This window comes from Pedobacter sp. BG31 (assembly GCF_042464845.1).
Classification (GTDB): Bacteria; Bacteroidota; Bacteroidia; order Sphingobacteriales; family Sphingobacteriaceae; genus Pedobacter; species Pedobacter suwonensis.
Map to the genome: position 1 here is coordinate 83,658 of NZ_JBHNZK010000017.1, position 14,097 is coordinate 97,754.

Sequence of the window (14,097 nt, forward strand, 5' to 3'; positions counted from 1 at the left end):
CTGCGCTCCACTTTACTCGTTGCACTCGTGCCCGTTCCGATCAGGTTTAAGGTGGCAAATACCGTGCAGCTATTTATGGTTTTATAGCAAGGTGCTTTAATGTGAAAGTTTTCCGTGTGTTCTGAGCTTCCGTGGCAAAAAATAAATGGTTTGTGAAAATACTAACCACGGTTTATACAGTTGGTAATGAGGTTTCTAATGGTGAAATTTTTAAGCTAACGGGCACGCGTTTGAAACGCGCGCCAGCTCGATAATTATCCTTTTCTTAAATATTTTGTTAAAATCACAATGGTTTGGCCTTCTACTTTACCCTCAATTTGTTCGGTATTATCGTGTACTAATCGGATGTTCTTGACTACAGTACCTAGTTTAGCACTCAGTGTAGAACCTTTAACATCGAGCGTTTTAACTAAAACTACGGTATCGCCTTCAAATAAACGGGTTCCATTGCTATCCTGATGAAACTCTACTGTTCCTTCCTGCTCATGGTCGCCGGTTTTTTTAGCCCATTCCAAAGTTTCATCATCCAGGTATAAAATGTCCAGACTGTCTGCAGCCCAACCTTCATTTCTCAGGCGACTTAACATGCGCCAGGCCACTACCTGGACAGGCGGAAATTCCGACCACATGGTTTCTGTTAAAATTTTCCAGTGATCACCACTAAGCTGTTCATTTTTTTCAATCTGGTCTAAACAGTTTTTACAAACTAAAATGCTATTATCGCTGTTCGCATTGCTGGTAGGAGGTACTTCATAAACCGATAAGTTGTTTTCAGCGGTGCATAACTCACATTTATTTCCTGAACGGGTTTGCAATTCTTGTAGTAAAGACATGGATATTTAAATTTTTCGCGAAAGTAATAAAACTAATTGGAATAATTTAATAGCAAGGCCTATTCTCTTCGGTTGGTTTTCCGCGTGTTCTAAGCTTCCGTGACAAAAAAATAAAGTGGTTCGAGCAGAAACGAACCACGGCTAAAAATTTCTTCCCAACAGTTCAGTGCTGCGCTAAAGTTGAAATGACGGACGGTATTTACTTAACCGGCAAATGTATTTCCGCCAGCATACATCTTGCGCTGCCACCTCCATTTTTTTCAATGGTATAAAGTGGTGCATAAATGATGCGGCTGTACTGTTCCAATGCTTTAACCTGTTCGTCGTTTAAAGATAAATACGCCTGCTCTGACATTACCAGCAAACTTTCGCCGGCCGCATTGGAAACCTGTAGCATGTTACCTGCAAATTTGTTCAGCTGTTCCAGACTGATTTCGATAATTTCTTTTCCGCTACCTTTTAAACTGATGCTCACCTGCATACGTTCTTCAGCATTTCTGATCGAATCAAGACAAATTACTGCGAAACGATCTCCAATACACATCATCACGTTGGTGTGGTAAATCGGGAAATTATCGCCATCTACCGCCTGAAAAACCACAGGTTCGTATCCGGTAAGCATGCAAAAGTTATTTAAGACCTCTTCGTCAGTCCGTACACTTAAGCAGGCATAGGCAATTTTATTGGTACGATCCAGCACCATGCTCCCTGTTCCTTCCAAAAAAGCATATTGCATTTCATAAAAACTCAGGTCGCTTACATGGTTTACCTCAAACCTGGTTTTCATGCTTTCAAGTATTTCCTTCCTGCGCTCTAAACGGCGGTTTTCAGAAAACATGGGATATAGATAAACCGAGCCATCTTCGTGAAAAGATACCCAGTTATTCGGAAAAATGGAGTCGGGGGTTTCTGGTTGCAGGGTATCATCAACTACAGTAACATCAATATCATTTTTCCTTAACAGTTCAACAAAACCATCAAACTCTTTTAAGGCTTCTGTTTGTACATCGATTTCGGTAGAGGCAACCTGGAACTTATTATTTCCTGCCGTTTGCTCGTTGAATTTAAAATCAACCGGGCGGATCATGAGGATATGGTTGGTGGTTTGCATTTTCTTTTTCTATTCGTCATCCTGAATTCATTTCAGGATCTTTCTGATTAGATGCTGAAATAAATTCAGCATGACGTTATATCTATAAATTATCTCTTAAAATAGGTAAACTCATACAATGGAAACCTCCTCGGGCCCGCGATAGTTCTGCTGATGGCATTAAAATCAATGTATCGGTTATGGTTTCGGTATTTACCTTGCCACTTTCCAGGTCCTGGATTAAATCTTTTACATCAACCACGTCAAAACCTGCCGCTTTAAAGGCTTCAACCGTTTTATCATTCCTGTCGTAACCTAAAACAACACCTTCTTTAATGGCCAACAGGTTGCACGAATCGGTCCATTGCTCTCTTGAATCGTAAGGAAAGGTATTGTTTCCGCTATAAATAATTTTGGTCGGTTCGGTACTCTTTAAATCATTCTGGCTAATGTCGTTCAGCAAGGCTTCTACATGCTCGAAATGCTTTGGTTCCTGTGGATTGGCTTTGGTAAACTGAATGGCAGTTGTGGCTTCGAGTTTTTCGGGCTCTTTTAAGAAATTGATCGGCTCGTAAGGATTATATTTCGGCGAGTGCGCAATCGAGTTTAGGATCACCCAGGTATTGCGTTTAACCTGAGTGAAAACAGTATCCAGGTGCATATAGTCGCGTTTATTCGGTATTTTGACTACCGTTACCTTTTCTACCACATTTTGATCAAATAAGAGTTTAATGGCTTCATTGGCACCATGTTCTGATGTTCTTTCGCTACACCCGATCAATACGTGGTTAGGACTAACCATCATCACATCTCCGCCCTCAAGCGTGGTGCTGAAAGCAGGCTCATCACCAGGCCGTAAAAAGTGCATGGTAACATCCGGAATTTCGAGGATGTTGTTGCGGTAACTTTCAAATAATGGGTGGTTAAAAAAGATATAGCGCATTAAAAGCGTTTCGCGTACACGTGCTTTTTTTGCTGGCTTATTTAAGAGAATATGGTTATTGATCGTGGTGCCCACATCACGGGTAAAAATGAGATTTGGAATTGGCGCAAAGATCATCGTATCGTTGGCCAGGGTGCCTGAAATAAAAATCTCTGCCAGTTCTTTAGCCGGGGTTTGAGTAAGTTCGATCTGAACTTTATAAGTACAGCCCTCAATGGCACAAACTGCGGCTACCAGTTTCTTTCTGATGGATTCATCCTCCAGCATCTCGCTCAATAAATTCTGTATTTCGATTACTGCTGTCGAGTTGTGAAAATCAGGATGATTGGGCTTATAGAAATTTCGGGTGGCCTCTTCAGAATCAATTTCAGCCAGTTTGCCCTTTATCTTATCCGGATCTAAAAAGTACATCAACAGTTTGATGTAATAGTCATATTCACCCTTACGGATGGTATCTAAATGAACAATATCTTCGAAAAGCCAGTCTTGCGCTTTAGATGGTACCACTTTGCCCAAACCGCTATCCGGGCTATGAATTAACAATTTGCGTAACCTGCCGATTTCGGTGTTTACATTCACTTTAAAGTTTAGATTCTGCTCGCTCATAAATAAATTAGTTGTTACAAAGCTATCAGAAAAAATCAGATATGAGAATGGGGATGATAGATTTGAGTTAGGATATGACATTCTTTTATATTCAGTAAGTCGGGTGTCAGAGGTCAGATGTTTTGATACCATTAAAAAAAAACATTCCTATTTTTTACAGCAAAGAACCAATATCAATAAACCTTATTGTAGCGGCAGCTCCCGGTTTTTTCAACGGGGACTATAGCGGAAAGAAGGACTATCGGCGCTGACAGGCACTACAGCACCTTTCCAGGCATATAGGAGCTTAAAAACCTTCCAGCTTAAACCTTTCACCTTCCACCTTTTTTACATATTTTTACGCCATGAATTTTATTATTACCGAGACACAGAAAGCCATTTTGGAGCTTTATAAAGAAGAAATAGCTGAAAGTGTAATCAATATACAGGAAACCCGTAAAGAATTTGAAGGTCAGGCTACAATCGTAGTTTTTCCGATCACGAAAATCTCTAAAAAATCGCCTGAGCAAACTGCAACCGAAATTGGTGAATATTTAGTTGCTCACGTAGAAGATATTACAAAATTTAATGTAGTTAAAGGCTTTTTGAACCTCAGCATTGCTGAAAGTTATTTCTTGAAGCAGTTTAACGAAGAAATTTTGGCGCCTGATTTCGGTATTTTTCCCTCAAACGGAAAAAAGGTAATGGTAGAATATTCATCTCCAAATACCAACAAACCGCTTCATTTGGGCCATGTGCGTAATAATTTATTGGGTTATTCTGTTTCCGAATTGCTTAAAGCTTATGGCTATGATGTGGTAAAAGTAAACCTGGTTAACGACCGCGGTATCCACATCTGCAAATCGATGCTGGCCTGGCAAAAATGGGGCAATGGCGAAACCCCGGAAAGTACGGGCGAAAAGGGAGACCATTTGGTTGGCCGATACTACGTCATATTTGATAAAGAATATAAAAAAGAGATTGATGCTTTAAAAGCAGCGGGGCAAACGGAAGAAGAGGCCAAGAAAAATGCACCATTGATTAAGGAAGCTCAACAAATGCTTTTAAAATGGGAGCAGGGTGATGAGGAAGTGGTTTCGCTTTGGAAAACGATGAACGAGTGGGTATACGCAGGTTTTAATATTACCTATAAAAATCTGGGTGTAGATTTTGATAAGTTCTATTACGAAAGCAATACCTATCTTTTGGGAAAAGGTACGGTTGACGAAGGACTTGCCAAAGGTGTTTTCTTTAAAAAAGAAGATGGTTCAGTTTGGATTGATTTGACCGCCGATGGCTTAGACCAGAAACTGGTATTGCGTGCAGATGGCACTTCCGTTTACATTACCCAGGATTTAGGTACTGCCGAAATGAAACACGAGGATTTCAATATGGATGAGTCGATTTATGTGGTGGGTAACGAGCAGGATTACCATTTTAAAGTATTATTCCTCATTTTAGAGAAACTGGGCAAAAGCTGGGCGAAAGGTTTATATCACCTGTCGTACGGGATGGTAGATTTGCCTAACGGAAAGATGAAGAGCCGTGAAGGAACTGTTGTGGATGCTGATGAACTGATTGAAAGCATGATTACCACTGCGCGGGAGAAAACAGAAGAATTGGGTAAAACCAACGATTTCCCTCAGGAAGATAAAGATGAACTTTATAAAAACATTGGCTTGGGTGCTTTAAAATATTTCTTGTTAAAAGTAGAGCCTAAAAAACGTTTATTGTTCAATCCGGCAGAGAGTATCGATTTTCAAGGCAATACCGGCCCGTTTATTCAGTATACCCACGCCAGGATCAAATCATTGTTAAGTAAATCTGACTACAGGTTTGGTGTTGGGAGTTTGGCGTTTGGCGGTATTAGTGATGTGGAATTGGAAATGATTCTACAATTGGCCAAATACCCTGCAGAGATAGAAATTGCGGCTAAGGCATTTAGTCCGGCAAGTTTAGCCAACTATCTATATGAACTGGCCAAGCTGTTCAACAAATTTTATCACGAGGTACCACCAATTGTGAAAACAGAGGAAGGTGACTTAAAACAATTCCGCTTAAATCTTTGTAAAAAAACGGCCGATATTATTTATGCCGGCATGCTGATTTTAGGAATTACTTCTCCGGAAAGAATGTAAAATGGTAGATGGAAGAGGTTTGATGGATGATGTAGAATGTAGGATGGATGAGGCGTTGATGAGAACAGTATGGCAATTGAACTGGTTTTACTTTGTTTGATGATTCTTGTTAACTGATTCTTTTTAACAGATTGATAAATACTATTAAAAATGGCGGGGGTTGTAAGCTTCCGCCATTTCGCTTATCTAATTTAGGTTTAATGTCAGCTGTTTCTGATTTGGTTATCGGCTATATGATGGATTGATTAGTCCTGTGAAAGGTATTGCGATCAATAATATTGTATAATCGATCCTTTCAGAATCACATTTTCTCCATTTGCAATTTTGGTAAAAACTAAAAACTGATTCTGATCGGCTTTAATTTTATATTTCCTGACCAAATCTTCGGGCTTTGCAGGATAGTTGCGTACAATAACGTTACCTTTTAATCTGGTATCTTTTTTCAGTTCGCCGGTGTTCAGGATGGCTTCAATTTTAAAAATGCGGCCGGGGAAATCTGTTTTTATGCTATCAGCACTAAACAGCTGCGTTTGAGGATGTAATTTTAAGAGCCCGTAGGTTGCGCCGATTAAATTAAAAGCACCCGATTTTAATAAGGCAGCATCAGGCTCGTACAGGTATTCGCCAATGTTCAAACGGTCTGTAAAATGCACTGAAGCATTTGATGATGATTTGTAAAAGGAAAAATCCTTTTCAATCTCATTATTTAAGGTTACGGCCTTGATTTTTATATCGTTTTTGTAACCTTTATCTATTATCCATAAAAGTTCTTTGCACTCATTTCTTACGCTTACGATATGGATTTCGCTTACGTGTCTCAACGCTGATAATCCGGCAGAAATATCGAGTAACGGGGCAGTTTTTATGATTATTCGTGAAGATTTTTCCAGTAATAGGTCAAGATTGCTTACCACATCGGGCGTGCAGTCTTTGAGCATAAAAACTTTGCCTTTTTCAGCTCTTCGCGCAGGATCAACATAGATGGTATCAAAACATGCATCCTTATCTTTGATATAAGCAATGCCATCTTCTGCCTGAAATTCTATATTCATTGCATGTAAAGCCTGTGCATTATGCTGTGCTATTGCAGATAGTTCAGGATTGATTTCGCAGTGCGTTACGGTTTTTACCTTTTGTGAAAAGTAATAACTGTCTATTCCGAAGCCTCCGGTAATATCAATCAACGTATCACCTTTAGCCAGTTTTGATTTGTATGCTGCAGTAACTTCAGAAGAGGTTTGTTCGATGGATAGTACCGGCGGATAATAAATGTTTTCGGTTTTAAACCAGGAAGGTAATTTCTTTTCTGATTTCTTTTTTGCGGTAATTTGTGTAGCTAACTCTGCAGGGCTTATACCTTCGAACGGACTTTTTGCTAAAGCAATCTGGTTTACATCAGCGCTTAAATTTGCAACGATGTAATCTTGTACGGCTTGAGCTAAAAGTTTATTGTTCATTGTTTATAACAGTATCAAGTAATAGGTAGCGAGCAGCAAGTATTAAGGGGAGTATCCGATCTTGATTTTTAATACTGATTACTTGCTACTACTTTTATTCTTCATCACCATCTGGCAGGTGTGCCGACTCTTTACTTCCAACAAAATATCTTTGTCAATGGTTACCCGATCAATGGTTTGCTGATTATAATAACGGATGGTTACCAGTTCAAGTCCTTTGTTATATTTTACGGTAAACTCTTCCGACAGATCTTTGATCAGTTTTTCGATCTGTACCGGATGATCATCAATACTCACTGAAAAACTAATGGCCGAGTTAAGCATCGTATTAATTTTGATCTTATGTGTATGGAATAGCTCGAAAATATTGCTCAGGTTTTCTTCAATAATAAAAGAATAGTCTTTTGGGAAAATAGAAATCAGCGCCTGGTTTACCTTAAAGATAAAAGATGGAACAGGCAATGGATTATTTTCTTTGGTAATGGCTGTTCCTGAACCTTCCGGCTGGATAAAGGACCTCACGAAAAGTGGAATACCCTTGTTTTGAAGGGGTTTTATGGTTTTTGGGTGAATTACTGTTGCGCCATAGTAGGTAAGTTCTATCGCATCATGATAAGAAAGTTGTGCAATCAATTCCGTTTCATCAAACCACTTCGGATCTGCATTTAATACCCCCGGAACATCCTTCCAGATGGTTAAGGCCGCGGCATCTAAACAGGAAGCAAATATTGCTGCCGAATAATCAGAGCCTTCGCGACCCAGTGTTGTAGTATAATTTTCGCTCGTTCCACCAATAAACCCTTGTGTTACAACGATATTGTCTGTTAACAATGGTTTTAGGTCTTTCTGTATGATTTGGTTGGTCTTAACCCAGTCAACTTTACCTTCTTTATACGTATTATCCGTTTGGATATAGTTGCGCGCATCTGCCCAAAGGGTTTTATTGCCCGTTTCATTTAACCAGGCCGCTACAATTTTAGTAGAAACGATCTCGCCGATAGATACAATCTGATCGTAGATATAATCGGCATTATGATCTGGCTCATCCTCAATCAACCATTCTATTTCAACAAAGGTGTTGGATACATCATCATAAACAGGGTGGTGTTGTCCCTGAAAAAGTTCATCGATAATGCTGAAATGGAAATGTTTAATTTCTTCAAAAATGGCATGTGCTTCGTCATTTTGCGACAGGTATGCATAGGTAAGATCTTCCAATCTGTTGGTGATTTTGCCCATGGCAGAAATAACGATCAGCAGATTTCCTTTTTTATAATCGTGTACAATATTGGCCAGGTTTTTTACACCTGCTGCATCTTTTACCGAGGCACCTCCAAACTTAAAAATATCCATATTAAAATGCCTTGATCTTTTCTTTAGATAGCGATGCGTTGATCCATCCGCTTTCCAACTGTGCTTTATATTTATGATAGAAATTTATTGCAGGTTCGTTCCAGTCTAAAACTTGCCAAACCATGCCGCTATAGTTGCCGTTTTTTGCCTCTTCTATTACTTTTTCAAATAATATCTTGCCTAATCCCTTTCCTCTGAATTCTTCCGTAACGATAAAATCTTCAAGATATAACCTGCATCCTTTCCAGGTAGAATAGCGTGTGTAATATAATGCGAATCCGACGATGGTATGATCAACCTCAGCTACATAAGCTTTCCATACCGGATTCTTACCGAAACCGGCGTCTATGAAATGATCTAAAGTAACGGTAACTTCCTCAGGAGCCCGCTCATAAACAGCCAGTTCATTAATGAGCTCTAATATTCTCGGACAATCTTGTGCTGTTGCAAATCTGATGTTAAACTCCATATTAATTTGCCGAAATATCTGTTTTAAAATGTTTGATTATCCTTTTTCCAAAAATACTGCTACCAATGCGCACCATCGTACTTCCTTCTTCAATGGCGATTTTATAATCGGCACTCATTCCGGTTGATATTTCTTTAAAAGCTTCATCTTTGCGGAAAAAACTTACTTTAATGCCATCAAAAAACACTTTCAATTCGTTAAACTCTGTTGCAATCTGCTTTTCGTTCTTCGTATTGGTGGCAATTCCCATTAAACCTACAATACGGATGTTTTTCAATTCGGCTAACTCTTCCGCGCGTAACAGTTCGATTACTTCGTCAAAACCAAGTCCGAATTTGGTGTCTTCATCAGCAATATAAACCTGTAATAAGCAATCAATGATGCGTTTGTTTTTGGCCGCTTGTTTGTTGATTTCCTGCAGCAATTTAAGGCTGTCAACACCATGGATAAGTTTAACGAAAGGAGCGATATATTTTACCTTATTGCTCTGTAAATGACCAATCAAATGCCATTCGATATCTTTCGGAAGTTGCGCCTCTTTTTCAACCATTTCCTGTACGTGGTTTTCTCCAAAAATGCGTTGTCCGGCGTTGTATGCTTCTAAAATTGATGCTATCGGTTGTGTCTTCGAAACTGCAATGAGTTTAATCCCCTCTGATTCAACTTCGCTTTTATATTGTTTAAGATTATCAGCTATGCTCATTTATAACTATTTTTGGTAAAATTAATAACCTTGCCGCAATTTGGGCAAAAAATAATACTTAAATTAAGGATGAAGAGATTAATATGGGTTTTAATGACAGCTATATTATGGTTTGGCTGTAAGCCAGGCATACCTGACGACATTATCAAACCTGATAAAATGGAAAAGATTTTATACGATATGCACATTGTAGACGGATACCTTTCCAGTATCTATATGGTAGATTCGGCAAAAAAGGTTGCCGCAGCTTATTACAAGGGGATTTATAAAAAATTCGGAACAGATTCTGCCCAGTATAATAAAAGTTTACTCTGGTATAATACCAACCCTGTTGAATTGGAAACCGTGTATAAAAACGTACAGAAAATGTTGGCTAAACAAAAAAAAGGAACGGAGTTAGCCGATTTAATGATCAGAAAAAAACAGTTTAAAACTGATTCGTTGGTGATAGCAAAGAAATTTAAGGCCGATTCTCTTGCGATCAGAAAAAAAATGAAACCCGATTCTTTATCAAAGGTTAAAGCGGTGGCAGCAATTGCCAAAAAGAAAAAAGAGGCCGATTCACTCATTAATATAAAAAAAGCCGGAGTGGTAAGTACATTGCCCACACCAGTTGCAGTACAATAATATGTTATATCCCGATAATTGTTTAGAACGTTTAGGTTTTGTAGAAATCAGGCAACTGATCAGCAAACATTGTTTGAGTCCGATGGGCCAGGCAATGGTGGAAAAGATGCAGGTGATGAACCGTTTTGATCAAATTGATAAATTCTTACGTCAAACCAAGGAGTTTAAGAGCATCCTGCAAAATCAGGAGCCTTTACAGATCAATACCTTTTTTGATATTAAATCGCTGGTTGAAAAAATCAGGGTTGAAGGCACGTACCTTTTAGAAGAGGAGTGGTTTCAGGTATACACTTCATTGCAGACTGTTTTTTCTGTACTCCGTTTTTTTGAAGAACGTGCAGAAGTATACCCTACACTTGAGGCTTTATTTGAACACCTCCCGATTGAAAAAAACATTCTCCGGAAAATAGAAACCGTAATCGATGCAAAAGGAAAGATTAAACCCAATGCATCAAAAGAATTGCAGGAAATTACTTCGGCCATTTCGAAGGCAGAACAGGATGTGCGTAAGCGCATGGATGCTATTTATAAGCAGGCAATAGCCAATAATTGGGTTGCCGACGGTAGTTTGACCATTCGTGATGGAAGGATGTGTATTCCGGTTTTAGCAGAAAATAAACGCAAGCTGAAAGGCTTTGTGCATGATGAATCGGCAACCGGGCAAACGGTTTATATTGAACCTGAAGAAGTTTTTACATTAAATAATAAACTGCGCGATTTAGAATTTGATAAACGCCGTGAAATTATTAAGATTTTAATTGCCTTAACGGATGATCTGCGGCCTTATTCGCCATTATTGCTTTCCTACCATGGTTTTTTAACCAAGCTGGATTTTGTTCGGGCAAAAGCATTATTTGCGATGGATATTGAAGCCGAAATGCCGGGTCTCTTAAAAGAGCCTAAAACCAAGCTGATTAACGCAAGGCACCCTTTGCTATCCATCTCATTTGCTGCTGAAAAGAAGACGGTTACTCCTTTAAATATTCATATAGATGCCGAAACACGTGTGGTGCTGGTTTCGGGGCCAAATGCCGGTGGTAAATCGGTTTGTATGAAAACGGTTGGCCTTTTACAGATTATGTTGCAAACTGGTCTGTTAATTCCGGTTGACGCCAATAGTGAAGTAGGGATTTTTGAGAATATTTTTGCAGATATAGGCGATGATCAGTCCATTGAAAGCGATCTAAGTACTTATAGCGCACATTTAAAGAAGATGCGCTATTTCGTAGAACATGCCTCGCCGAAAACAATGGTGCTGATTGATGAATTTGGTACGGGTACCGATCCGCAATTTGGCGGACCAATGGCTGAGGCTGTTTTGGAAGTGTTAAATAATAAAAAGGTTCGGGGAGTAATCACCACGCATTATTCTAATTTAAAACTGTTTGCAGGGAATACAGCAGGCTTGGAAAATGCCTCCATGCTTTTTGATAATGCCAAAATGAAACCACTGTATGTCCTCGAAATGGGTAAGCCGGGCAGTTCTTATGCATTTGAAATTGCACAGAACATTGGTTTGCCTAAAGAGGTTATTGAGCTTGCGAAAGAGAAGACAGGTTCAAACCAGAATAGGATAGATACGATGCTTGTTGATCTGGAGCGTGAAAAGAAAAATGTTTATGATGCCAAAGTAAGTTTGGCCAACCAGCAGAATAAAGCAAAAAATCTAGTTGCTGAAAATGAAAAGTTAAAAAGCTTTTTAGAGGAAAATAGAAAGGTATTGATTAGGGAGGCCAAACAAGAGGCCCAGAATATCATAAAAAATGCCAATAAACTGGTTGAAAATACAATTGCCGAGATCAAGGAAAAGCAAGCTGATAAAGAGGTGACTAAAGAACTCCGCCAGAATTTACAAAAAGAACTGGTTAAAAATACATTACCAAAAGAACGCCCTAAACCTTTGCCTGTAGTAGTTGGCGGTGAAATTGAAATTGGTGATTTGGTGAAATTTAACGATAGTGAAACCATTGGTCAGGTGCTGGAAATAAACCGCAATGAACTGGTGTTGGCTATTGGCGATTTACGGTCGACGGTGAAAAAGAACCGTGTACAAAAAGTAAGCAACCGCGAAGCTAAAAAAGTAATTCAAAGTAGCGCCAGTTCTTTCGCCGGGCGGATGAATGATGCGGTTTCTGGCTTCAGGGCCGAATTGGATCTTCGTGGAAAACGTACCGAAGATGCGTTATTCGAAGTAGAAAAGTATCTAGACAAAGCAATTATGCTCGGCTTTCCGTCTATTAAACTAATACATGGAAAAGGTGACGGAATTTTGAGAAAAATGATCAGGGAATATTTACGCAAGTATAGCCAGGTAAACAGGATGGAAGATGAGCATGCAGACAGGGGTGGTGATGGCATTACCTATGTGTATTTGAATTGATTGGATGGGTAATGTAAGATGTAAAATGGATAATAGTGGTGTTGGATGTTACCATCCGACACTGGGAAAAAACCTGTTTGCCAATGTCTTTCTAAATTATTGTCATATTCGCTCTTCAGTTTAGCCTGTCAGATGAAAACACCTGACAGCACACAAAACTTTATAGCTGTAACTGTGTTGTTTTTAAAATGTTACGCTTATGAAAAAAGTATTACTCTGCCTTTTTGTGGTATTGCTTACCGCAACTTGCAAGAAAACGGACAATGGTAATGAAGATCAAGGTAACCTGCCGGATGCAGAATTAAAATCAAAGGTAATTGTATCAGGACTGAACCTGCCCTGGGAAATGGTGTATGGTCCCGATAATTTTATCTGGTTTACGGAAAAAGCAGGTAAAATCAGCCGGTTAAATCCTGTTACAGGCCAGGTAACAGCTTTGCTAACCATAACCGAAGTACGCACCAATGGAGAAGGCGGTTTGCTTGGCATGACATTGCATCCCGATTTTGCAAACAATCCTTTTGTTTATGTAATTTATGGTTATGGAAGTACCTATAGCGCTAAAGTAGTGCGCTATACCTATGCCGGGGGAAATTTAACGAGTCCACAGGTTCTACTGGATCGGATTCCTGCTGCTTCTATCCATAACGGTTCCCGTTTGTTGATCAGCGGAGGTAAACTGTATATCAGTACGGGTGACGCTGCTGATACTAATCTTCCCCAAAACATTAATTCTTTAGCAGGTAAAATTTTAAGAATAAATTTAGATGGCTCTATTCCCGCCGATAATCCTTATCCAAATAATCCGGTTTGGTCTTTAGGCCACAGAAATCCGCAGGGACTGACCCAGGTAGGTAATAAAATTTTCTCTTCTGAACATGGACCTGATTCTGATGACGAAATTAATGTTATTGAAAAAGGAAGAAATTACGGATGGCCTAATATAAAGGGATTCTGTAACGAAAGCGGAGAGCAGTCTTTTTGCAGCTCTAATAACGTAGCAGAACCGTTAATCAATTGGACACCAACTATTGCGCCAAGTGGCTTAACCTATTATAATAACAACTATATCCCGCAGTTTAAAAACTCTTTATTGTTGGCGGTATTAAAGGGCACAAAATTAATGCAATTGAAATTAGATGATGCGCAGGCTAAAATTATTGAAACTAAAGATTTTTACGTTAACACCTATGGCAGGGTAAGGGCTGTTTGTCAATCACCGGAAGGAAAACTTTACATCTGCACCAGTAATGGAAGTGATGATAAGATTGTAGAAATAGCGAAATAAACCTATTTCTTTTTGTTGCCGGGACACTTCTTACAACGTTTACCTTTTTTAAATTTTTCGCAACATTTTTTATGCTCAGCAGTGCAACTGAAAATAAAACCCATTCCCTTTTGAAATTCAGGGTCGGTGGGCAATATGAATGTATTTTCTTCTCTCTCGTCAATCATTTCAATACAAAGTTAAGGGTTATTTAGATTAATTCCAATCAATTTGCATTCCTGATTGATTTAA

The 14,097-nt window shown here is 39.1% G+C and carries 11 protein-coding genes; 4 read left to right on the top strand and 7 right to left on the bottom strand.

Annotation, left to right across the window (positions count from 1 at the left end; translation table 11 throughout):
* Positions 1–254: 254 nt before the first annotated feature.
* The 3 genes from ACFE6N_RS18570 to ACFE6N_RS18580 all read right to left on the bottom strand — a co-directional run bounded on the left by ACFE6N_RS18570 (position 255) and on the right by ACFE6N_RS18580 (position 3,472).
* On the bottom strand, positions 255–833 hold the full coding sequence (locus tag ACFE6N_RS18570; RefSeq protein WP_378938883.1) for a PhnA domain-containing protein: 579 nt from the start codon (positions 831–833) through the stop codon (positions 255–257).
* Positions 834–1,032: 199 nt separating this feature from the next.
* Positions 1,033–1,944, bottom strand: a complete 912-nt coding sequence (ctlX, locus tag ACFE6N_RS18575) for a citrulline utilization hydrolase CtlX (RefSeq protein ID WP_378938885.1) — start codon at positions 1,942–1,944, stop codon at positions 1,033–1,035.
* Between the two features lie 82 nt (positions 1,945–2,026).
* On the bottom strand, positions 2,027–3,472 hold the full coding sequence (locus tag ACFE6N_RS18580; RefSeq protein ID WP_378938887.1) for an arginine deiminase family protein: 1,446 nt from the start codon (positions 3,470–3,472) through the stop codon (positions 2,027–2,029).
* Positions 3,473–3,816: 344 nt separating this feature from the next.
* Between ACFE6N_RS18580 and argS the strand changes: the two genes are divergently transcribed.
* Positions 3,817–5,589, top strand: a complete 1,773-nt coding sequence (argS, locus tag ACFE6N_RS18585; RefSeq protein WP_378938889.1) for an arginine--tRNA ligase — start codon at positions 3,817–3,819, stop codon at positions 5,587–5,589.
* Positions 5,590–5,858: 269 nt separating this feature from the next.
* Here the strand turns inward: argS and ACFE6N_RS18590 are convergent, their stop codons facing one another.
* From ACFE6N_RS18590 to ACFE6N_RS18605, 4 genes are all read right to left on the bottom strand, one after another.
* Positions 5,859–7,046 (bottom strand): class I SAM-dependent methyltransferase, encoded by a 1,188-nt coding sequence (locus ACFE6N_RS18590; RefSeq protein WP_378938891.1) that lies wholly within the window; start codon positions 7,044–7,046, stop codon positions 5,859–5,861.
* Positions 7,047–7,124: 78 nt separating this feature from the next.
* A complete protein-coding gene (locus ACFE6N_RS18595) occupies positions 7,125–8,399 on the bottom strand; it encodes an aspartate kinase (RefSeq protein ID WP_378938893.1) in 1,275 nt (424 codons plus the stop codon).
* Position 8,400: 1 nt separating this feature from the next.
* A complete protein-coding gene (locus tag ACFE6N_RS18600) occupies positions 8,401–8,868 on the bottom strand; it encodes a GNAT family N-acetyltransferase (protein WP_378938896.1) in 468 nt (155 codons plus the stop codon).
* Between the two features lies 1 nt (position 8,869).
* Positions 8,870–9,571 (bottom strand): YggS family pyridoxal phosphate-dependent enzyme, encoded by a 702-nt coding sequence (locus ACFE6N_RS18605; RefSeq protein WP_134203759.1) that lies wholly within the window; start codon positions 9,569–9,571, stop codon positions 8,870–8,872.
* 93 nt (positions 9,572–9,664) lie between these two features.
* Here ACFE6N_RS18605 and ACFE6N_RS18610 point away from each other — a divergent pair, with 93 nt between their 5' ends.
* From ACFE6N_RS18610 to ACFE6N_RS18620, 3 genes are all read left to right on the top strand, one after another.
* Positions 9,665–10,198 carry a DUF4296 domain-containing protein gene (locus ACFE6N_RS18610; protein WP_378938898.1) on the top strand — a complete coding sequence of 178 codons (534 nt, stop codon included), beginning with the start codon at positions 9,665–9,667 and terminating at the stop codon, positions 10,196–10,198.
* A gap of 1 nt (position 10,199) precedes the next feature.
* Positions 10,200–12,578 carry an endonuclease MutS2 gene (locus ACFE6N_RS18615; RefSeq protein WP_378938900.1) on the top strand — a complete coding sequence of 793 codons (2,379 nt, stop codon included), beginning with the start codon at positions 10,200–10,202 and terminating at the stop codon, positions 12,576–12,578.
* A 199-nt stretch (positions 12,579–12,777) separates the two neighbouring features.
* Positions 12,778–13,866 (top strand): PQQ-dependent sugar dehydrogenase, encoded by a 1,089-nt coding sequence (locus ACFE6N_RS18620; protein WP_378938902.1) that lies wholly within the window; start codon positions 12,778–12,780, stop codon positions 13,864–13,866.
* The last annotated feature ends 231 nt before the right edge of the window (positions 13,867–14,097 follow it).

Excerpts from the sequence above, each read along its gene's own strand:
- ACFE6N_RS18605 (WP_134203759.1), bottom strand. The coding sequence starts at position 9,571 with ATGAGCATAGCTGATAATCTTAAACAATATAAAAGCGAAGTTGAATCA.
- ACFE6N_RS18615 (WP_378938900.1), top strand. The coding sequence starts at position 10,200 with ATGTTATATCCCGATAATTGTTTAGAACGTTTAGGTTTTGTAGAAATC.
- ACFE6N_RS18595 (WP_378938893.1), bottom strand. The coding sequence starts at position 8,399 with ATGGATATTTTTAAGTTTGGAGGTGCCTCGGTAAAAGATGCAGCAGGT.
- ACFE6N_RS18590 (WP_378938891.1), bottom strand. The coding sequence starts at position 7,046 with ATGAACAATAAACTTTTAGCTCAAGCCGTACAAGATTACATCGTTGCA.
- ACFE6N_RS18620 (WP_378938902.1), top strand. The coding sequence starts at position 12,778 with ATGAAAAAAGTATTACTCTGCCTTTTTGTGGTATTGCTTACCGCAACT.
- ACFE6N_RS18600 (WP_378938896.1), bottom strand. The coding sequence starts at position 8,868 with ATGGAGTTTAACATCAGATTTGCAACAGCACAAGATTGTCCGAGAATA.
- ctlX (WP_378938885.1), bottom strand. The coding sequence starts at position 1,944 with ATGCAAACCACCAACCATATCCTCATGATCCGCCCGGTTGATTTTAAA.
- ACFE6N_RS18570 (WP_378938883.1), bottom strand. The coding sequence starts at position 833 with ATGTCTTTACTACAAGAATTGCAAACCCGTTCAGGAAATAAATGTGAG.
- argS (WP_378938889.1), top strand. The coding sequence starts at position 3,817 with ATGAATTTTATTATTACCGAGACACAGAAAGCCATTTTGGAGCTTTAT.
- ACFE6N_RS18580 (WP_378938887.1), bottom strand. The coding sequence starts at position 3,472 with ATGAGCGAGCAGAATCTAAACTTTAAAGTGAATGTAAACACCGAAATC.
- ACFE6N_RS18610 (WP_378938898.1), top strand. The coding sequence starts at position 9,665 with ATGACAGCTATATTATGGTTTGGCTGTAAGCCAGGCATACCTGACGAC.